The 19851-nt window shown below is 61.9% G+C and carries 16 protein-coding genes; 3 read left to right on the forward strand and 13 right to left on the reverse strand.

Annotation, left to right across the window (positions count from 1 at the left end; all coding sequences use genetic code 11):
* Positions 1-19 precede the first annotated feature (19 nt).
* Together OES25_00230 and OES25_00235 are read right to left on the reverse strand one after the other, a co-directional pair.
* Positions 20-3346 (reverse strand): UvrD-helicase domain-containing protein, encoded by a 3327-nt coding sequence (locus OES25_00230; GenBank protein ID MDH3626064.1) that lies wholly within the window; start codon positions 3344-3346, stop codon positions 20-22.
* Positions 3339-6380 (reverse strand): PD-(D/E)XK nuclease family protein, encoded by a 3042-nt coding sequence (locus tag OES25_00235; GenBank protein MDH3626065.1) that lies wholly within the window; start codon positions 6378-6380, stop codon positions 3339-3341. Before OES25_00235 ends, OES25_00230 begins: the two co-directional genes overlap by 8 nt.
* 246 nt (positions 6381-6626) lie before the next feature.
* Here OES25_00235 and OES25_00240 point away from each other — a divergent pair, with 246 nt between their 5' ends.
* Genes OES25_00240 through OES25_00250 form a run of 3 tightly spaced genes read left to right on the forward strand, consistent with a single transcriptional unit; the run spans position 6627 to position 9086 of the window.
* Positions 6627-6908, forward strand: coding sequence for a hypothetical protein (locus OES25_00240; GenBank protein MDH3626066.1), 282 nt, complete (start codon positions 6627-6629; stop codon positions 6906-6908).
* 43 nt (positions 6909-6951) lie between these two features.
* On the forward strand, positions 6952-7617 hold the full coding sequence (locus OES25_00245) for a DUF4198 domain-containing protein (GenBank protein MDH3626067.1): 666 nt from the start codon (positions 6952-6954) through the stop codon (positions 7615-7617).
* Positions 7614-9086 (forward strand): DUF4301 family protein, encoded by a 1473-nt coding sequence (locus OES25_00250; GenBank protein ID MDH3626068.1) that lies wholly within the window; start codon positions 7614-7616, stop codon positions 9084-9086. Before OES25_00245 ends, OES25_00250 begins: the two co-directional genes overlap by 4 nt.
* On the opposite strand, the gene OES25_00255 is transcribed toward OES25_00250, so the two are convergent.
* Genes OES25_00255 through trpD form a run of 11 tightly spaced genes read right to left on the reverse strand, consistent with a single transcriptional unit; the run spans position 9077 to position 19650 of the window.
* Positions 9077-9910, reverse strand: coding sequence for an ABC transporter ATP-binding protein (locus tag OES25_00255; GenBank protein MDH3626069.1), 834 nt, complete (start codon positions 9908-9910; stop codon positions 9077-9079). The genes OES25_00250 and OES25_00255 overlap by 10 nt on opposite strands.
* Positions 9903-10925 carry an iron ABC transporter permease gene (locus OES25_00260; GenBank protein MDH3626070.1) on the reverse strand — a complete coding sequence of 341 codons (1023 nt, stop codon included), beginning with the start codon at positions 10923-10925 and terminating at the stop codon, positions 9903-9905. Before OES25_00260 ends, OES25_00255 begins: the two co-directional genes overlap by 8 nt.
* The gene (locus OES25_00265; GenBank protein MDH3626071.1) at positions 10915-11847 is read right to left on the reverse strand and encodes a helical backbone metal receptor; all 933 of its coding nucleotides are present in this window, start codon (positions 11845-11847) and stop codon (positions 10915-10917) included. The genes OES25_00260 and OES25_00265 overlap by 11 nt, the downstream gene beginning before the upstream one ends.
* Entirely contained in the window at positions 11766-12839 is a 1074-nt protein-coding gene (locus tag OES25_00270; GenBank protein MDH3626072.1) for an AI-2E family transporter, read from the reverse strand. The genes OES25_00265 and OES25_00270 overlap by 82 nt, the downstream gene beginning before the upstream one ends.
* Before the next feature lie 41 nt (positions 12840-12880).
* Entirely contained in the window at positions 12881-14302 is a 1422-nt protein-coding gene (locus tag OES25_00275; protein MDH3626073.1) for an anthranilate synthase component I family protein, read from the reverse strand.
* Positions 14299-15324, reverse strand: coding sequence for a 3-deoxy-7-phosphoheptulonate synthase (aroF, locus tag OES25_00280; GenBank protein MDH3626074.1), 1026 nt, complete (start codon positions 15322-15324; stop codon positions 14299-14301). The genes OES25_00275 and aroF overlap by 4 nt, the downstream gene beginning before the upstream one ends.
* Positions 15318-16091 carry a tryptophan synthase subunit alpha gene (trpA, locus tag OES25_00285; protein MDH3626075.1) on the reverse strand — a complete coding sequence of 258 codons (774 nt, stop codon included), beginning with the start codon at positions 16089-16091 and terminating at the stop codon, positions 15318-15320. Before trpA ends, aroF begins: the two co-directional genes overlap by 7 nt.
* Positions 16088-17239 carry a tryptophan synthase subunit beta gene (trpB, locus tag OES25_00290; protein MDH3626076.1) on the reverse strand — a complete coding sequence of 384 codons (1152 nt, stop codon included), beginning with the start codon at positions 17237-17239 and terminating at the stop codon, positions 16088-16090. The genes trpA and trpB overlap by 4 nt, the downstream gene beginning before the upstream one ends.
* Positions 17232-17852: a phosphoribosylanthranilate isomerase gene (locus OES25_00295; protein MDH3626077.1), complete on the reverse strand. Its 621-nt coding sequence runs from the start codon at positions 17850-17852 to the stop codon at positions 17232-17234. Before OES25_00295 ends, trpB begins: the two co-directional genes overlap by 8 nt.
* A complete protein-coding gene (gene trpC, locus OES25_00300; GenBank protein ID MDH3626078.1) occupies positions 17849-18625 on the reverse strand; it encodes an indole-3-glycerol phosphate synthase TrpC in 777 nt (258 codons plus the stop codon). The genes OES25_00295 and trpC overlap by 4 nt, the downstream gene beginning before the upstream one ends.
* The gene (gene trpD / locus OES25_00305; protein MDH3626079.1) at positions 18622-19650 is read right to left on the reverse strand and encodes an anthranilate phosphoribosyltransferase; all 1029 of its coding nucleotides are present in this window, start codon (positions 19648-19650) and stop codon (positions 18622-18624) included. Before trpD ends, trpC begins: the two co-directional genes overlap by 4 nt.
* Between the last annotated feature and the right edge of the window lie 201 nt (positions 19651-19851).

A 19851-nucleotide genomic window follows, 5' to 3' on the forward strand; every position in this document is an offset into this window, starting at 1 on the left:
CGCGGTTTACGGACCCCGTCTAGTCGGCCGCGGCCGCGTTGACCCGCTCGCCACTGCGCAATGCCCAGATCTCGCACGGAGGCAAGCTCGGAAGTTGCAGGGCCATTTTGACGGCACGGGCGTAGACCGCCAGCTGTTTCGAATAGCGATCCCGCAGGCGATCCGGGTCGGTGTCCAGGTCGGTCTTGAAGTCGGCGACCACAATTCCGCCGTGCCCGTCGCGCGCGTCGCGATAAAGCAGATCGATGGATCCACGCCAGCGTCTTCCATCATCGTCCCGTAGAAGTAACGGCACTTCTCGGCCCACGATCTCAGCGTTTCGAAGTCGTCCTGCCAGATCCGAAGACAGGAACGCACTTACAAGTGCTTCAGCCGAGCTCACAAGCGATGTCGGGTCGACCGCGTACGCCACAGCCTGCGTTTCAGCGATTCGTCGCGCGCAGGCGAGCAGCGAGGCATCGTTCAGGTCCCATGTCTCCAGGGCTAGATGAAGCGTCGTGCCGAGGGCTCGTCCAACGTCGGATGAGTCGTTCGCCTCGTGTGGACCATCGCCCATCGGTGCGATCGTCTCGGGAGCGTCGTGGTCGCTCGGAGCGTGAAAGCCGCAGGTCGACGAATCACGGATGAGTTTCGCGGCCTGCTCCCAGCGATCCACCGAGCCACTGTCGAGAGGGGTGTCATCCCGTGTGACCTGTGGCTCGACGTCGCCGCCGGTGACCGATCGGTGTCGAACGGCAGGATGATCCAACGTGCCGTCGTTCGTGGGGGGCGATTCGACATCGTAGCCCCACGCGGCCAGAGCGCGTTGCCAGTCGTTCTTGGCCTTTCCTGGAGGATTCATGATGACGAGACGGTGGGCAGCGCGGGTCAGCGCGACGTAGAGGACTCGCAGACCCTCTGCGCGTCCGTGCTCAATATCGAGGAGTTCCTGTGCGGCGGCGTTTTCGTTGCAGATCGTCGTTCCACGGACGGCAGCGTGGGAGGACTCGTCGCCGCCGCTCACGACCCGTGCGTTCCAGCTTGGCGCTCGGTTGTCCATCGACTCGCGTGCGAGGTCCGGAACGAACACAACCGAACCCTCGAGGCCCTTGACCTTGTGGACGGTCATGATTCGAACGCCGCTCGTCGCATCGTCCGACAGAGGGGCCTCGGTATCGAGGTCTCCGATACGTCCCGCATGGATGGCGTCGAGAATCTCCGCCAGATCGAATCGCCCGTCGGCGACGCGGTCCGCCACGGTCGTCGCGACCTTCCGCAGATTCGCGACCCGCTGTGGGCCCTCGAACCCGGCGCCATGGAGGATCAGGAGACGACTGGACTCAAGCGCGTGATGGATCGCCAGGCCCGGTGTCAGGTCGGACATCTCGCGAGAGAGCGTTCGCAACTCTTCGAAGCGTCGCGCCAGCGTCGGGTACTGCTTGGGGTCGGGGTGTTGAGCGGACCAGACCCAGCGACCGCCGCCGTCTGCGAACCGCGTCAACTCGGTGTCGTCGACACCGCCGCCAGGCGACCGCAGATAGGCCACCAGGGCCGCCTGATCGCCGGGACACGCGACGGTCCGGAGCACCGACAAGAATTGAACGACCTCGGCGCGTTCAAGGAACTGCTTACCTCCGTCGACGACAAAGGGAATCCCTGCAGCCCTGAGTGGGCGGACATAAAGCGGGAGGGACGTCATCGCTCGTAGGATCACGATGCAGTCTTCGTAGCCGAATGTTCCGTCCTGGACGGTCTCCTGAATTCCCTGGGCGAGGATCTGCCCCTCGATCGCGCGTCGCTCATCGGCGTGCTTCCCCGCCGCACCGGCGAGCGTCCAGATCTCGATCGGGCGCTCTTCGCTGCCCTCTCTGGTGGCGCCAAGACGGACATAGTCCGGCTGACGACTATCGGCGTTCCAGCCGGAGAGAGGGGAGTCCAGCAGGTCGTTGATCCCCGCAAGGATCGCGGCGTCACTCCTGAAATTGCTGATCAGGTCGAGGGTCTGCCCGCCGCAGGACTCGATGTGAAGCACCGCGCGCCGGAACGCATCGAAGTCCGCTCCGCGGAATCGGTAGATCGACTGCTTGGAGTCTCCGACGATGAACAGTCGTCCCGCCGTGAGATCTTCTGCGTACGCGTCCCGCTCGGTCGAGCCTACGACGCCGGTCAGATAGAACACGATCTCGTACTGCAGTGGGTCCGTGTCCTGGAACTCGTCGACCAACAGCATGCGATAGCGACGTTTATAGTTGTCGCGAATCGCGGGGTATTGGCGCAATAGGTCTCTGGTCAGACGGAGGAGGCCATCGAACGTCACATAGCCGCTTCGGAGCATGGCTTGGCGAAACTGCACTCCGAATGAGTGAAGCAGCTCGGTCAGTGTGGCGACCGTATCGTTGTCGATCTTTCCCAGGGCCTTCAGTACACGCTTGCCGCTCTTGAAGGCCTCCTGGATTGCTTCACTCTCTTGATCGGTGACCTTGACGCCCGGCGTGATGGACCGTCCCATCAGCGTCTCGAATGCTTCGCGGTCGGTTCCGATCACGCTGTTCAGTCCCGCGGCACCCTCGTCGACGTACGCACGGAGTAGCAACGCAACGCGGCCGGAGTACTCGCGGGTCTTGGCCGTGAACTCCGGTTGGCCCTTGAGGAGCGTGTCGATGGCATCGGCCGGACGCGTGGCCAGATCGCGCAGGAACCCCTGCTGAGACCCGCCCGTTTGCGCGCCGGAGTCTTCGTCCATCGAAAACGACGCCAGAACTCGCGCGATGGAGGTGATGTCTTTCAGCGATAGTCGATCCAGCAGTCCGGTCCACTTCCTGTTTGCCGAATGATCCGATTGGAGTTGCTCGCCGAGGAACCGACGCCAACGCTCCTCGAACAACCGCTGACCGTGCTCGCCCTTGTCGATGATGAAATCCGGGTCGACCCCCGCCTCTCGTGGATGGGAACGGAGGATCTCGCTGCAGAAGCCATGAATTGTGGTGATCTGGGCCGTCTCCAGCGAATCCAGTGCGTCCACGATCCTCTGCTTGATGTCTGACGTCTCGTGATGTTGTGAGAGGTAAGCCCACGCACGACCGGCTTCTGACCCCGAGTCCGGTGGCGCATCGCCACGGGTGACGGCGTAGAGCGATTCGAGCCCGCTACCCAGACGCTCGCGCATCTCGGCGCTGGCCTTGTCCGTGAACGTCACGGCGGCCATCTGATCCAACGCCAGGATCCCGGTGCCGATAGCGTTGAGAATTCGCTCGATGAGCAGGCTGGTCTTGCCGGTACCGGCACCTGCCAGCACGACCAGGTTCGAGTTCATATCCGTGGCGGCCCGCCCTCGGGCCGTCGCGTCGGTCAACGGCGCCTTAGCCATCCGCGGCTCCCGGTGCAATCTCGTCGGGTACGAGGGGTGCCTTCAGCGATTTGAGTTTGACCGATCGGATCCGCCGCCCGTCGATGTCCAGCTGCTCGCGTTGATCGGACGGGGGGTGCAATCGTCGGCAGGCGGAAGAGAACGAGCAGTACGTGCAGTGGCTACCGCTGGAGAACGGGAAACTGCCTCGAATATGGAAACGGGCGACGAGCCCGAGGGTCTCCTCGAATCCGGAGGCTTTGTCTTCCGAGGCGAATCCGGCGAAGTTCCCAATAGCATCACGTGGACCGGGCTTGACGTCGGGCGAGATCGCCAGCATTTCCACGGGCGCGCCTTCGACCCCTCGCCAATAGAGCGCCGACTGAAGATGCTCCGCACGGAGAATCTTCGAGGGCGAGACCAGATCCTTGACCGATCTTGACGTCTTGTAGTCGCCGATGAGAGTGGTGGTGCCACCATCCTCGCCACGCCCCGTGAGAATCCGATCGAGACGACCAAGGAGTGTAACGGTCCGATCACCCACCGACAGCGTGAACTCGAGAGGCTGTTCCACCTCAATCGTCTGCCACTTGTCCACGGCCATCCTCGCGAGGTCGCCACAGACAAAATCGACGATCGCTCGTCGCCAGCGCTGCTCCTCCCATTTCCAGAGTGCCGGTAGCTCTCGTGCGAGTCGGCGGCCGAGGGCACCCACCGTATCGGGCCAATGTCGGTCGATCACGGCCTCGACGCGGTTCCGGTCGACGTCGGGACGTTCCTTGAACAGGATTGGCTGGCACTGCTGCAGTAATGCGTGAACCGCGCTCCCCATCGTGCGATGGGAAAGGCTATCGAAGAGCGGTGATTCGTCCAGGGCGCGAACGCCAAGGACGTGGCGGAACCAGTACTGAAGCGGGCATTTCCCAAGCAGTTCGAACGCGGAGACACTGAGTTCCTCCGTCACTCGCGGCTTCACTCGCGCATCGAATATGCCGGCGTCCCCGGAGAAGTCCTCCGTCTGCTCGATCATCCTCATCCCATCCGACCACTCGGGGGCAGAGCACAGTCGTTCTCGGTCGTCCTCTCGATTGCGAGAGCGGAAGGCGCGCAGAAGCCAGAGCCCGTTGGGATCGAGGATCTGTCGCGTCGACACCGCATGCTCCAGGGCGTGACGGGGGTGGGACGGAACTCGCGATGCGAGCATCGGGACGCTCTGCAGGCGGTCCAGTTGCCGGGCGTACGAAGACGGAGCCACGGTCTGTCCGGCATCGTTCGCGCGCTGACGGATGAGAATCAGTCGTCTGCGAGCGGCACCGACGAGGGCGACCAACAACTGTCGCTCCTCGAGGCCCGATTCGTTTCGGAGCGATATCGGATGGCCTTGATGCTGCAGTCGTTGGCGAAGGTCCTCACCGAGGATCGGATCCTCCCGAACCGAGGCCGGGAACTGACCGGCGTGGAACCCGATTCCGATCACCACGTCGGCGGTCTGGCCACGAAGTTGTTGAAGATCGAGGATTCGCAAGCCGTCCCTTGCGCCGAACGGCTGATACTCCGTTCGCTCGACGGCCTGTTCGAGCCACTGGGTTGCAGCGCCGAAGCCGACGACCTCGTCTTTCAGGAGAGCGGCGAGCCCAGCCATCTCCTCGAGCACCGTATTCCACGAATCCTGCCCCACCGGTGCGACGACCCGGCGAAACAGCTCCACCCACTCGGCCCAACGGCGATCTCTGTTCGGTTCAATCGCCCCGTGAACGGCTTCGATGAATTCGAGTAAGCGTTCCGGTCTCTTGTCGTCGGGCGAGGAGGCCAGCGCCTCTTCCCAGCCGTCGCGTCCTCCGACGACCCCGTTCTCACGACTCCACGCCTCGACGGCGATGGCTCCGGGGAGCGCGGCGCCGCCGCAGAGGGAAGACAGATCGATATGACGCGACTGCAGCAGCTCGATCGTCGTCGCGCGCGGGAAGTCTTCACGCACGACCCGTATCAGCGTCAGAAGTTCGCGAACCCATGGAACTCGCGCCAGGGTGTCACGATGGGTGGACGAGAACGGAATCTCCTGTTCGGTGAGGATCGCTTCCAGACTGGGCGCGTACGCATCGATCCCACGGGCGACAAGGACCACTTCATCGACCGAGACGCCGTCCAGAATCGCCGCTTGCATGAGTCCGATAGCCGTCTCGACCTCGGCACGGGGGCCCTGACAGTCCAGCATCTCGATCGCTACCGGATAGGTGCCGGTCGCATCGGTGTCCTCGTCAAACAGGATGGCGAGGTCGTATCGCGGGTCGTCCGTTGGCGGTGGTTCAGAGACCTGAATATCACCGAGCGAAGTCTCGCCGAAACGAGCCCAGAATGTCTCGGCAGTCGTCGTTGCGGCGAGGCCCGGTGTGAACGGCAGGAAGAGCTCCACCGCCGCTCCGAGCGACAGTTGCTGGAACAGCTTCAGGTTGATGCCGATCCAGTCGTAGGCTCCGTGGATCAGGATCGACGTGTAACGTTCGGCCCATCCGCGCGCCAGCGATGTCGCCGATTGGACAGAAGCTGCGCCGTCGAGACGCCCCGCCTGCTCCTGTTCGGCGATCGTCTCGCGATACCAGTCGTACCAGGTTGCCAGGGAGTTTTCGGATTCGGTCGTTGCGGAGGCGCGGACATCCGCCGCGGGTACATCCGCCTCGCGCAGATCTTTCAAGGCCGCCATCATCCGGCGGAGCGCTCTCGGACGGCGACGAAGGAACGCCGACCATTCGTCCCGACTTCCGGTCGAACGGAGGTGTCGTTCCGCAAGCATCTCGAGTTGCGACTCTGCCAGGGTCTCCCGGCGATCCAGCCCCTCGCCGGCGAGGATGTTGCAAACCAGTGCACCGACGGGTTCGATCTCGACCCCCAGCCACGCCGGAGATCGCTCCAGCAGTCTTCGTGAGAGATGGTCGCAGAGTTGGCGGGTCGGGACGATGATCAGCAGGGGACCCGAACCCTCATCGCGCAGCGACACCAGGCGATCCAGCAGTCGTTGCTCAAGCCCGAGTGGATCGTGGTGCTGATGGAGTTTCAACCGTGGCTCGCGACGGGGACATCCCGGGTTCGGAGTGTCGCCGGGAGACGGGTCGCGGGTCAACCTCCCGCGCGAATTCAAGCGACTTCAACGAACACTTATAAAAGTTAAAACCCCGTGTGCTAGTATCTTCCTGGTAATAGACCCGTTGGCCACGGATCTGTTGCATATTGTCCGCACAGACAAAAACCCAGTGAAAAACCATCCGTTGTGCGTCTATTGGACGTAGAGTCGGGAGGATTGCCGGTGTTCGAGATGAGACGGTGGATAGGTTGGGCGCACCTGCGGCGCTGGATAGGCGCGACCTCCGAGTTGCGATCCGTCACCCGCCGGAAGCCGACAGATCTGAAGCATGACGAGCCGGTCGAGCGATTCGACGCGGTCGCGCGCTCGGCCTCCAAGTCCCTCGAGTGCTGGGAACGGTCGCGACCCGACCTATTCGGAAAGTCGACGGACGCGACCGATCACGCCACTCTCGATGCAGCTCGTCGCAGACGTCAGGCCCGCTCGGGTGGTTCCGCCGCCTAGTCGCGTATTCTTCTCATGTAGAATCACCGCCGGAGGTGCTGACGTGTTGCGTCGCATGGTTCGTCTCCTGTGGATTTCGTTCTTCGTAACCCAGCTGAGCGCCGCGGAGTCCTGGCTCGAGTTTCACCCGACTCACCCGGGCTCGACCGAGACGGTCCAGGTCAACCTGCGACCGTCGTCGGCACGTTGGACCGTCGCGCGATTCCAGCATCTCACCAAGCGCTCCAGGGAGAACCTATCGCTGGGGAGCGACCACTCGATCGAGCTGACGCTCGCCGATCCGGGTGTTGCGTTACTGGCCTGCGATACCCGGGACAGCGACAGTTCCGGCGAGCGCTACGCGAAGGCCCTCATCGTCCCTGCAGGCGCGCGCGCGGGTGGATCCCTGCATTGGTCGGAAGTCGGGCAGCGTCTCGAGATCGTTCCTCAAACGGACCCCGTGGATCTGGCGACACGTGGAGGTGATGTGACTCTTCAGGTCCTCCATGAGCGTGAACCCCTGTCGGACTCTCACGTGATCGCTCACCCCATCAATGACCCCGATGCGTCGCTCCGCGTGATGACCGATGAAATCGGTCTGGTTCGCTTCACGCCACCTGCAGCGGGAGTCTGGGTTTTTTCGGTCGTTCACGACACGACCTGTCGAGACTGTCGGAGCGGCCTGCGTCGGCTTCGGTCAAGTCTCACCCTGGCGGTCGGGACTCGATGACCCAGTTCTCGTCGGACGACTGCGAGGAACTCGAACAACGGCAGATCTCGATCGACGAGGTCCGGCGTCAGATCGAATTTCTGAGCGGACCCCGTCCGGTGGCCCGTCTCGTTCGCCCCGCCACCCTCGGTGACGGCATCCACCGCATCCCTGAGGATCGCCAAGACGAGTTGATTCGACGACACGATTCGACGGCACGTGCCGGGCGATTCTCGAAATTTGTACCGGCATCGGGGGCCGCGAGCAGGATGTTTCGCGACCTCATGGTTTCGCCGACTGTGGGTAACGATGCACGGGCGAGATTCATGGAACATCGCCATCGATTTCCGTTCTTCGACGACCTTGCAAGTTGTGTCGGCGCCGCGGGGAGCTCCGACGCCTGGGTTCATGCACTCCTCGATCCCGATCAGCTTGGCCTCGAGAGCTTGCCCAAGGGGCTTGTCCCTTTTCATCACGGCAGGCCCGAACCCAGAACGCCCTTCGACGAGCATCTCATCGAGGCCGCGCAGACCATTGCCGATGCGGATGGCGGCTGTCGCGTGCACTTCACCGTCTCCCCGGAGCATCGAACGATGTTCCTCGATCGGTTGGCCCGCCGCGGACCCGAGTTCCAGGAAATTCACCGCTGCCGATACGACGTGTCCTTCAGTGAGCAGTCGCCGGCGACCGACACCATCGCGCTGACTCCGGAAGGGGATCTTCAGAGGGACGAACTGGGGCGGATCGTCTTCCGTCCTGGTGGACACGGAGCGTTGATCGAGAATCTAAGCCGAACCGAAGGCGACCTGGTGTTCGTCAAGAACATCGATAACGTGCAACCCGACAAACGGCGCGAGACCACCGTTCGTTGGAAGAAAATCCTCGGCGGACTCGGTTCCTGGCTTCATGATCGTCGGGTCGAGTATCAGACTCGGCTGCAGGATGCGTCGACCGACGAGACGAACCACCGCGAGGTGGTGGACTTCCTCCGAGAGTGGTGTTTCATCGAATCGGTCTTGGTGGGTGACGATGACAAGGACCGTCGACGCCTCCAGAGAGTTCTCGACCGGCCGCTGCGAGTCGCAGGCGTCGTCCTCAATCGCGACGAACCCGGTGGAGGGCCGTTCTGGGTACGAGGCTCCGCCGGGGAGGATCGGCCGCAGATCGTAGAGACGGCCCAGATGAATCGCGAGGATCCCGAGCAGTCCCGACAGGTTGACGGCGCCACCCATTTCAACCCCGTCGATCTGGTCTGTGCGGTCCGAGATGCCGAGGGGCGATCCTACGACCTGGAGCGATTCGTCGATCCGGAGACGTCGATCGTCACCGAGAAGACGGTCGCCGGTCATCAAGTTCGTGCACTCGAGCGACCCGGTCTGTGGAATGGGGCGATGGCCGGTTGGTTGACGGTCTTCGTCGAGGTGCCGCTCGAGACGTTTAGTCCGGTCAAGTCGGTGTTCGATCTGCTAAGACCCGAGCATCAGTCCTGATCGGAGTCCGTCGCCTCGGGATGAAGCGCACGCTGTACGTTGCCGGGAAGAGGCACGACCAGCAGGTTTCCCGTCAGGGCGTTGGTGTCGACGTAGACCTCCGCGCGGAACACCTTGGTCAGGTTTGCGTAGGTCAAGACCTCTGCCGTGGTCCCACCGGCAAAGACGCATCCATCGTCGAGCAGATAGATTCGATCGCAATACTCTGCCGCAAGATTGAGATCGTGCATCACGGTCAAGACGGCCACGTTGCGACGCTGAACCGTTTCGCGAACAAGATCGTAGATCGCAACCTGATTCCGTATGTCGAGAAAACTCGCCGGCTCGTCGAGAAGCAGAACGTCCGGCTCCTGCGCGAGGGCGCGAGCGCAAACAACTCGTTGTCGCTCGCCCGCTGACAGCCGATCGATCGGGCGATCGGCAAGATCCAGTGCATCGCAACGCTCGAGGGCGCCGCGGGCAATCTCGACATCCTGTGTCGACTCGAACGCCAGCCCGGCAAGATGAGGGTGACGCCCCATCAGCACGATTTCGAGGGCGGTGAAAGGAAACTCGAAGTTGGGTTCCTGAGGGACGACCGCCACGCGACGGGCCAGCGCGCGCCGATCCATCGTCGCAATCTCGACGCCATCGAGTGTTGCGGACCCTCGGTAATGACGCTCGAGGCCCGAGAGAATGCGAATGGTCGTGCTCTTGCCGGTACCGTTCGGGCCGAGGAGTCCCACGATCTCTCCGCCCGCCACCGTCAGGTCGACGGACTTCAGGACGTCACGGTTCCCGTAACCGAATCCGAGTCCCTGCGTCTGTAGTCGGTGTTTAGACATGGTGGCGAGCACCCCAGCGACGAAGAAGATAGAGAAAGAACGGGCCGCCGATGAGTGCCGTGACGACGCCGACGGGGAGTTCTCCGGGAGCGATGAACAGTCGTGCGCCAAGATCCGCGATGACGAGGAACGTTGCGCCGCCGAACACGGAGAGCGGAATCAGGAGTCGATGATCCGGGCCGCGCCAGAGTCGCAGTAGATGGGGAACGACGAGGCCGACGAAGCCGATCATGCCCGCGACCGATACCGCAATGGCCGTCAGTAGCGCTCCGAGAAACAGCGTCTTTCGCTTCAATCGCTCGACGTCGACACCGAGCTGCGCTGCGCCGTCTTCGCCGAGGCTCAGAGCATTGTAATCACGGGCCGACGCGAACAGGAGCAGGGTAGGAATCAACAGGACTATCAGGATTACGCCAAGGGTCGTGTAGCCGTAGTTCGGGACGCGTCCCATCAACGAAAAGACGATCGCGTGAAGTTGGTCGAGAGACGCGATGCTCTGCAGGAAGTAGATCAGGGCGGCACTGAAGGCGTTGAAGATCGCGCCTGTCAGGAGGACGGTGTACACGGTCATGCGTCCAGCGACCGTTGCGATCCTCTCGATCAGGAGCAGCGTGAGGAACGCTCCAACAAGAGCCGCGGCCGGTCGGGCGAAGCCCGCCAGCAGGACCGACGAACCACCGAGCCCGACGAACACCGCGATCACGTTGCCAAGACTGGCTCCGCCCGAGACCCCCAGCACGTAAGGGTCGGCCAGCGGATTCCGGAGCAGCGCCTGGAAGACAACACCGGCAAGGGAAAGAGCTCCTCCGAGCATGGCCGCGAGGAGCACGCGTGGAAGTCGAACATCCCGGAGGATCGCCGTTGTCCCGACGTCGGACGCGCCCAGGAGATCGAGTAGGTTAATCCGAACAGCACCGAGAGACGCGGCGATGAGGATCGTCACTATCAACACGGCGAACGCCACCGCGCCGTACCCGATGGCTCGTGCCGCGGTCAGTGGACGGTCAGTCGACATCGCCCGCCTCAAATCGGTTTGGATGGACACGATGGGCAACATAAAGGCTCATCTCGGCGAGCCGCACCCCGGGGATAGCAACCAGTGCCGGGTCGATCGCATACACCCGCCCATCGCGAACCGCGGGTAAAAAGTCAAACGCCGACCAACTCCCCGCGCCACCGGTCGTGTCGAGGATGATCTCCGGTTTCCGTGCGAGCACTTCTTCCAGCGAAAACTGTCGATAGGGTGAGCCTTCGTCCTCGATGACGTTTCGACCGCCGGCGATCTTCAGCACCTCGTCCATGTGACTTCCCGGCCCCGCAACGAATAGGGGCTCTCGGCCGACCACGATGAGGGTCGACGGTCGCGGCAGGTCGCGGGTTCGGTCCGAGATGTCGGCGAGGTCGCGCCGTATCCGGTCTACGACCCGTGCCGCCTGCTCCTCGCGATCAAATCGGGCGCCGAGTTGTTCGATCGAAGAAAGCACGCCGTCGAATGTATCCGTCTTGAGGGCCAGCACTTCAACCCCTAGCGATTCGAGATGACGGAGTCGGTCGTCCGCGGCGCGACTGGAGGTCGTGACCAGCCAGTCCACACGAAGCTCGATCAGCCTCTCGGAATTCGGTGCATCAAACCGTCCGACGGAGGGGAGGTCGACGAGCGACTCAGGCCAGTATTCCGTTTCGCCGATCGCAACGATCTGATCGGTCAATTCCAGCAGTTCGAGCATCTCTGCCGCCGCGGGGGAGACGACCGCCAGACGCCGTGTATCGCTGACCGCACCGGACCGGCGATCAGGCTGACATCCGGTCGCGGCGAGAAGCGCCAGGAAGGCCAGCAGGCACAAGACGATCCGCTTCAGGATGGCGGCCTCTTCTTGCCGGGATTCTCGCGGATCGATCGGGTCGAAGGGCTGGGACCCAGCAGCACACCGACCCACCTCAGGTCTGACGTGTTCTCCAGCATGATCTTGACGATCATCGTTAGCGGCACAGACAACAACATCCCGACGGGACCCCAGACCCAACCCCAGAAAACCAGGGAGATAAACACGACCAGCGTCGAGAGGCCGAGTCGACGGCCCATGAAGTACGGCTCGACGAAATTACCGAACGTGACGTTGACGCCGACGAACACCAATGCCACCGCAAGCGCGTAGCCCGGCCCGAGCTGCACGACGGCGAGCAGCGTGGGAGGAAGACCGGCGATGATCGATCCCAGGTTGGGGATGTAATTCAAGAGAAATGCCAGGGTGCCCCACAGCAGTGGGTAGTCGAGGCCGATGATGCTCATGCCTGCCGCGATGGTGATTCCGGTCGCAAGACTGACGAGGGTCTTGATCGCCAGATACTTCTTGATCTCATCGCGGATCTTCTCGAACCGTTCGGAGCCTTCCCGCTTTCCGAGCGCCGCTTCCAGCTTCGCCGGAAATCCACCGGCCTCGAAGAGGATGAAGATGATCGTCAGGAACCCCAGGAACAGCCTTGAGAGAACGGCCGCCGCTCCTCGAAGCGTGCCGGCTGCGATGTCCAGAATCGCGCCGGGATTGATGATGTCGGAGGTGACGGAGTCGGAGACATTGATGCCTCGATCTGCAAGCTCTTCAAGCAGGTCGTCCGACATCGCTTCCAGACGTTCCTTGTAAACCGGCACCTCGTCACTGAACGTCTTGACGGAGCCTCCAATCATGAAGGCCACCCCGAACAGGATTCCCAACGCCACCAGAATCGTCAGGGTGACGGCGATCAAGTTGGGAACGCGTCGCGCCTGCAGGGCATGTAAGAGTGGGAGACAGATCAACGCAAGAAACGTTGACGACAACAGTGGGAGGATCAACGGCCCTGCGGCTCTCAGACCGGCGATGACGATGATCGCGCTGGCGACCATCAGCAGAAAGTCCGCCCCGGTCTTGCCTCGTCTTTCGGAACCCATCCGGCCTCCAGTCCGACGACACTATATCAGGGCTGCGGGGCTCAGTGATGTCGGCGGCGGGCCAGTTCAATGGCGCGGACAAGTCCTCGGGCTTTGCTGTGCGTCTCCTCATACTCGGTCACGGGATCGGAATCTGCGACGATGCCGGCGCCGGCCTGAAGATACCCCTTGCCACGATGCGCGAAGATCGTTCGAATGCCGATGCAGAGATCCATATCGCCGAGGTAACTGAAGTAACCAATCGCGCCGGCGTACGGGCCGCGGCGAACGGTTTCAAGTTCGTCAATGATCTGCATGGCGCGAATCTTCGGAGCCCCGGAGACCGTTCCCGCGGGAAACGTGCTACGGAAGAGATCGAAGGCATCGCGATCGTCGCGAATTCGGCCGGATACGTTAGACACGATATGCATCACCTTGGCATAGCGTTCGACATCGAAGAACTCATCGATGTTGATGCTGCCGGGGATACAAACCCGTCCAAGGTCGTTTCTGGCCAGATCCACCAGCATGACATGTTCGGCGCGTTCCTTCGGATCTGCCAGCAGTTCTTCTGCCAGCGCCTCGTCCTGCGCCGCGTCCCGTCCTCGGGGCCGTGTGCCGGCGAGGGGTCGGGTTACGACTCGTCGACCTGTCAGTCGGGCCAACATCTCCGGGGAGGAGCCCGCAATCTCCAGATCGTCGAAGTGGAGGTAGTACATGTATGGCGAGGGGTTGGTGGTTCTGAGGGCGGCGTACAGGTCGATGGGCGGAACGGGCAGGTCGAACTCGAACCGTTGTGAGAGCACCACCTGAAAGATCTCACCCGAGCGGATGTACTGTTTGGCCCGATCCACGCCGGCGCAGAACTCCTCGCGGCTGATGTTGGCCGTCAACGGGACGTCATCGGAGGCGTCCGCGACATCGTTCGACGCCGCAGGCGCCGGGGTGGGGCAACTGTCGATTGCCGCCGCGAGCTCCGCTGCGCGCTCGACGTGCCCCCCATCGTCATAGAGGAGGACATGCACGACTTCATCGAGATGATCGATCACGATGATCTCGTTCGGGAAGATGAACTGAGATTCCGGTAGTTCAAGCGGATCCGGATTGCGGTCCGGGATCTTCGCGAGGAACCGGATCATGTCGTAACCCAGGTAGCCAACGGCACCACCCGGAAAAGTCGAGATCGGGAGTGCCGTCGAACCAACCTGCACCAAGCGTCGAAGAAGCGTCAGTGGATCGTGGCGCAGGTGATGGGTGATCCCGTCAAACTCGATGTCGCAGACATCGCCCTTGCTGCGAAACAACACACGAGGCTTCCCTCCCAGAAAGGAGTAACGATCGCGACCGCCTCGCTCCTCGAGAGATTCGTACAGGAAGCCAAATCGCTCTTCACCGTAAACCCGGCGATACAACGTCAGAGGGCACGGCGAGCCCCGGAAGCGCCGGTAATGCGGTCGCGGGACCGGGAAGAGCGAAGAACTCACACAACCGTCCGGACCGAGCGTCCGACGGCCGGCGCCAGGCGCTGGATCTCGTCAACCAACTGTTCGAACATGTCGGGTGTCAACGCTTGCGGGCCATCCGAAAGGGCCTCCTCGGGGTGTGGATGGACCTCGACGATGATCCCGTCTGCTCCGGCGGCCACGGCGGTGCGGGCCAGAGGAATCACAAGATCCCGTTTCCCGCCGGCATGGGATGGATCGACGATCACGGGTAGATGGGATCGTTGCTTCAGCTCCGGAACCACGGCGATGTCCAGCGTGAATCGCGAGAAGTCACTGAACGCCCTAACGCCACGCTCGCAGAGGATCACATTATGGTTGCCCTCTGACATGATGTACTCCGCACACATCAGAAATTCTTGCATCGTTCCGGACATCCAGCGTTTGAGTAGAACCGGTTTCCGTGAACGACCGGCTCGCTTCAGCAGCGAGTAGTTTTGCATGTTTCGCGAGCCGATTTGAAACATGTCGACCTTGGACTCGACCAGATCGAAGGTCTCGGTGTCGACGACCTCGGAGACAATCGGGAGTCCCGTCGCAGCCTTGGCTTCGAGAAGAATATCGAGTCCGCGCTCTCCAAGCCCCTGAAACGAGTAGGGTGACGTCCGTGGTTTGAACGCGCCACCACGCAGAATATGGGCACCGGAACCCTTAACGCAACGCGCGGTTTCCATCGTCTGTTCCGGGGTCTCGACGGAACACGGACCGGCAATGATGACAAACTCTTTCCCGCCGAATTGGACGCCATCGACATCGACGATCGAATTGTCCGGTTTCATTTCCCGGCCGGCAAGTTTGTAGGGGCTTGTGACACGGATCAACTCTGCGACACCTGGTAGCGCCGAGATTCGCTGGGCTTCGACAGGACCCTTATTGCCCGTGATGCCGATCGCCGTGCGAAGTTTTCCCGGAATCGGGTGAGGAGTTAGCCCGAGCTCCTTGACGAACGAACAGACTCGCTCGACCTGCTCAGTGCTGGAGTCCGATTTCATTACGATTAACATGTCATTCCCCCGGTTGCGTGCTTGAGTGTTGTTACGACGGCCCCGACATCTTCGTTGTTCCTGATCGCTTCGACAATTCGGCTACCGACGACGATTCCGTCTGCGTGACCGTAAAGTGCAGTAACGTGATCGGCCGTGGAAATGCCAAAACCCGCTGCCACCGGTAGAGGGGTCTCCGACCGGAGTCGATCGAGTGCGGGGGCCAACATAGGGCTAAGTGTGCGACGAGTCCCGGTCGTTCCGGCCACGCTCACATAGTAGACGAAACCTCGGGCGTCACGGAGGATGCGTTTGCGTCGATCCGCGCGAGTGGTCGGAGCGACGAGCGGTACGAGCGATAGGCCTGCTCTGTCCGTCGCGCTCCTCCACGCATCGCACTCCTCGAGCGGAAGATCGGGAACGATCAAACCCGCAAACCCTATCCCGCTGAGTCGGTCGAGAAGAGGCGCGCGGCCGACTGCCAGCAGAGGGTTCAGGTAGGACATCAGGACGACCGGGATCTCCGGGAAATGTCGTTCCACGGTATCGAGGACCTTGCGGAGCGTTACGCCCGATCGCAATGCCTCGTGGGCGGCGTGCTGGATGGCGGGTCCATCCGCGACGGGATCGCTGAACGGAATACCCAGTTCGATCATGTCGGCACCCGCATCCACGATGGCCCGCAGGTGTTCCATGCTGCGTGTCAGATTCGGATACCCGGCCATGACGTAAGGCATCAGAGCCATTCGCTCCTGGGTGCGAGCCGTTTTGAAAATCGTCTCGATCACGACCGCTCCTTCTCGACGATCCCGAGATCCTTGTCTCCTCGTCCCGACAGATTGACGAGCACGGCATCCTCGGGACGATGCTTCGCGGCCAGCGACATGGCGTACGAAACGGCATGGGCACTCTCGAGCGCGGGTATGATTCCCTCGGTCTCCGACAGCAGTTTAAAGGCGGCAAGCGCGTCATCGTCTCCGCAACTGTCGTAGGTGACTCGGTCGGAGTCATGGAGCCAGGCATGCTCCGGTCCCACCCCCGGATAGTCGAGTCCCGCAGATATCGAATGCGTTTCCAGAACCTGTCCTTCGGGGGACTGCAGCAGATAACTGTTTGCGCCGTGCAAGACGCCCGGGGAGCCTCCGGATATTGATGCCGAGCCTTCCGCCTCGACTCCGAAGAGTCTCACCGAGTCATCATCGAGAAACCCGTGAAACATCCCGATGGCGTTGGAGCCTCCGCCGACGCAGGCGACCACGGCGACAGGAAGCGATGAAGTGGCTTCAAGAATCTGTTGACGACTCTCGCGGCCAATGACGGCCTGGAACTCACGCACCATCGTCGGATAAGGGTGAGGACCCACCACCGAACCAATCACATAGTGTGTTGTTTCGATGTGTGTCACCCAGTCCCGGATGGCCTCGTTGATCGCGTCCTTCAACGTTCGACTGCCGTGCTGAACCGCGATTACCTCAGCACCCAGGAGTTGCATTCGTTGGACGTTGGGTCTCTGTCGATCTACATCTTCCGCGCCCATGTAAACGTGGCATTCCAGGCCAAATAGTGCGCAAGCTGTTGCCGTCGCGACCCCATGCTGCCCAGCACCGGTTTCGGCAATAATCCGTTGTTTCCCCATCCGCGTCGCAAGCAACACCTGTCCGAGTGCGTTGTTAATCTTGTGAGCGCCGGTGTGATTGAGGTCTTCGCGCTTCAACCAGATCGTCGCGCCGCCAGCTCTCGCCGACAGTCTTCGTGCCGGAAAGAGCGGTGTCGGTCGCCCAACGTAGTTGCGGGCCAACGCATCAAGTTCATCTACGAACGTCGATTCTCCACGAGATCGATTGAACGCCGTGTCCAGTTCGTGGAGTGCCTCCATCAGGGTCTCGGGGACGTACCGCCCTCCGAACGACCCAAAGTAGCCGGCACGATCAGCCATAGAGTTCTCCATCGGCCCGTCGTACGCGATCAACGAACGCGGACATCTTTGTGAGATCTTTCAGGCCGGCACTCGACTCGACCCCACCCGACACATCGACGCCGAAGGGCTGTGCCGCTCTGATTGCGTCACCGACATTCAATGGCGTAAGACCGCCGGCGATGAACGTTGGCGATGGCATATCTCTTGCGATGCTCCAGTCAAACGAAACTCCATCGCCGGCCCCGGGGTCGATCAGGTGCGCGCGGGCTCGACTCCGCCCGATCGACGCGCGGAGAAGTTCCGCGTCGCCGGAGTCTGGGACGGCATGACGCTGTATCCATGGGTAGGGCACGGCGCATCCCTCTTCGACAGGCGTCTCGTCGTGAAACTGGATCATCGAAACCGCACTCTCTTTCGCCAGCTCGAGTGCCCGGTCGGTTCCAATTCCTCGGACCACGGCGACGGTTGTAACGAACGGAGGAAGCGACTCCACGATTCGCCGCACCGCGGTCGGGGAGACCTGACGCGGCGACTCCGCAAAAACGAATCCCAACGCGTCGACGCCCAACGCGACCGCATCATGCGCGTCCGATTGCCGGGTCAAGCCGCAGATCTTGATTCGAGTTCTCATCGCGCACCCGTGAGGAGGTCGCGGAGGCCCGTGCCGGGGTCGTCGCTGCACATCAGGGCCTCTCCACAGAGAGCCGCGTCGAAGCCGGCATCGCAAACCCGTCTCAAGTCATCCTCGTTTCGGATTCCACTCTCTGCCACGCTGACGACGTCCGAGGGAATGCTGGGCCTGACGGACAACGCTGTGTTCAGATCGACCTCGAACGTTGCGAGGTCACGGCTGTTCACTCCAACAATCCTCGCGCCGGCGTGCAGGGCCGTGTGCACCTCATCGACGTCGTGCACCTCGACGAGGGTTTCCAGGCCCGACTCCGTAGCCTGCTGAAGAAGATCGCGAAGAAGGGTGATGTCCAGCATCCTGACGATCAGCAGGACCGCGTCGGCGCCCATCGATACGGTCTCTTCGATCTGGGCAGGGTCTAGGATAAAGTCCTTGCGTAGGACCGGCGTCTTAATTGCCGCCCGAGCTGCAGCGAGATCGTCGGGTCGTGCACCAAAAAATGAAGCGTCGGTCAGAACCGAAACGGCGGCGGCCCCTGCCCCTTGATACGAACGGGCAACGGTGGCGGGATCGAGCTCGGGACGTAGCGTGCCTCGTGACGGAGATGCCCGTTTGATCTCGGCAATCATCGAGAGTCCCGCTCCCTGGAGTGCGTTGCGCAGAGAGCGTCGTGCCCCCGCGGGAACCCGCTGTGTGGCAACGGTCCTACGCCGCAGCGAGTCGATCTCCGCCTGCTTGTGGCGACGGATCCGATCGAGAAAACTCTCCGTCATGAGGGATCCCGCCGCAGCGAGTCGAGAGCGGCCATCGCCTTGCCGTCGTCGATCGAACGGCGAGCAAGTTCGATACCCTCGCCAATTGTGGCCGCTCGCCCGCCAACGTAGATTGCTGCGGCAGAGTTGATCAGAACGATATCTCGCTCGGGACCGGTGATGCCTCGAAGCACATCGAGGGCCACGGTCGCGTTCACGTCCGGGGAGCCGCCTCGCAGGACCTCGGCGTCTGCCAGATCAAAACCAAATTCCTGGGGCTGTAGATCGAAAGTGCGAATCCGACCGCTGCGCAACTCGCTCACACGGGTCGGCCCGGCAAGCGTAATTTCGTCCATTCCATCGCACCCGTGGACGACCAGACAATGGGTGGAGCCGAGCTCCTTCAACACGCCGGCCAGACGCTTGGTGAGGTTGGGGTCAAACACCCCCATCAGTTGTCGGCTCGCACCCGCAGGGTTGGTCAGGGGGCCGACGATATTGAATATGCTTCGAATCCCGATCTCACGTCGGGCGTTCGCGGCGTGACGAGCCGCCTGATGGTAGAGCGGCGCAAAAAGGAACGTCAGTCCCGAAGAACGTAGCTGGAGCGCGGCTGTCTCGGGACTTGTCCGTGTGGGGATTCCCAGTTGGTCCAGTAGGTCCGAGCTGCCACACGAACTCGACACAGATCGATTTCCGTGTTTCGCGATACGACACCCGGCACCGGCTGCGACGAAGGCCGTCACCGTGGAAATGTTGAAGGTGCCCTTGCCATCCCCGCCGGTCCCGCACGTATCGACGAGATCATCCCCGTCGACAGCAACACCATCCGCGTGACGACGCATCACGTCCGCGAATCCCGCGATCTCCTCGACCGTTTCGCCCTTCATCCGCAACGCGACCAGAAGTGCCGCAATTCGCGCATCGCCTACCTCACCCGTCATGATGGCGGAGGCGACCTGTCGTGCTTCGTCACGGGTCAGGTCTTGCCCTGCGACAACGGCGCGGATCGTATCGGTCAAGTCTCGTGTCTCAGTCTGATTCATCATTGTCTCTAGTTACTTTCGTGGACACACACGTAAACGAAAAACCCCGGCTTTCGCCGGGGTCTGATTGCGACTCGCAAGATCCTGTTGGGAGATATCAGGAAGCAGGCAGCGACAGATCACCGGCATCGCGAGAAACCCGCCACCACCAGTCAACGTGCTGCCACATTGGTAAGTACATATCTTAGTAACATTAAGTCC

The sequence above is a fragment of the Acidobacteriota bacterium genome, assembly GCA_029861955.1.
Lineage (GTDB): Bacteria > Acidobacteriota > Polarisedimenticolia > Polarisedimenticolales > Polarisedimenticolaceae > JAOTYK01.

Excerpts from the sequence above, each read along its gene's own strand:
- OES25_00260 (MDH3626070.1), bottom strand. The coding sequence starts at position 10,925 with ATGTCGACTGACCGTCCACTGACCGCGGCACGAGCCATCGGGTACGGC.
- OES25_00230 (MDH3626064.1), bottom strand. The coding sequence starts at position 3,346 with ATGGCTAAGGCGCCGTTGACCGACGCGACGGCCCGAGGGCGGGCCGCC.
- aroF (MDH3626074.1), bottom strand. The coding sequence starts at position 15,324 with ATGTTAATCGTAATGAAATCGGACTCCAGCACTGAGCAGGTCGAGCGA.
- OES25_00255 (MDH3626069.1), bottom strand. The coding sequence starts at position 9,910 with ATGTCTAAACACCGACTACAGACGCAGGGACTCGGATTCGGTTACGGG.
- OES25_00250 (MDH3626068.1), top strand. The coding sequence starts at position 7,614 with ATGACCCAGTTCTCGTCGGACGACTGCGAGGAACTCGAACAACGGCAG.
- trpB (MDH3626076.1), bottom strand. The coding sequence starts at position 17,239 with ATGGCTGATCGTGCCGGCTACTTTGGGTCGTTCGGAGGGCGGTACGTC.
- trpD (MDH3626079.1), bottom strand. The coding sequence starts at position 19,650 with ATGAATCAGACTGAGACACGAGACTTGACCGATACGATCCGCGCCGTT.
- OES25_00270 (MDH3626072.1), bottom strand. The coding sequence starts at position 12,839 with ATGGGTTCCGAAAGACGAGGCAAGACCGGGGCGGACTTTCTGCTGATG.
- trpC (MDH3626078.1), bottom strand. The coding sequence starts at position 18,625 with ATGACGGAGAGTTTTCTCGATCGGATCCGTCGCCACAAGCAGGCGGAG.
- OES25_00295 (MDH3626077.1), bottom strand. The coding sequence starts at position 17,852 with ATGAGAACTCGAATCAAGATCTGCGGCTTGACCCGGCAATCGGACGCG.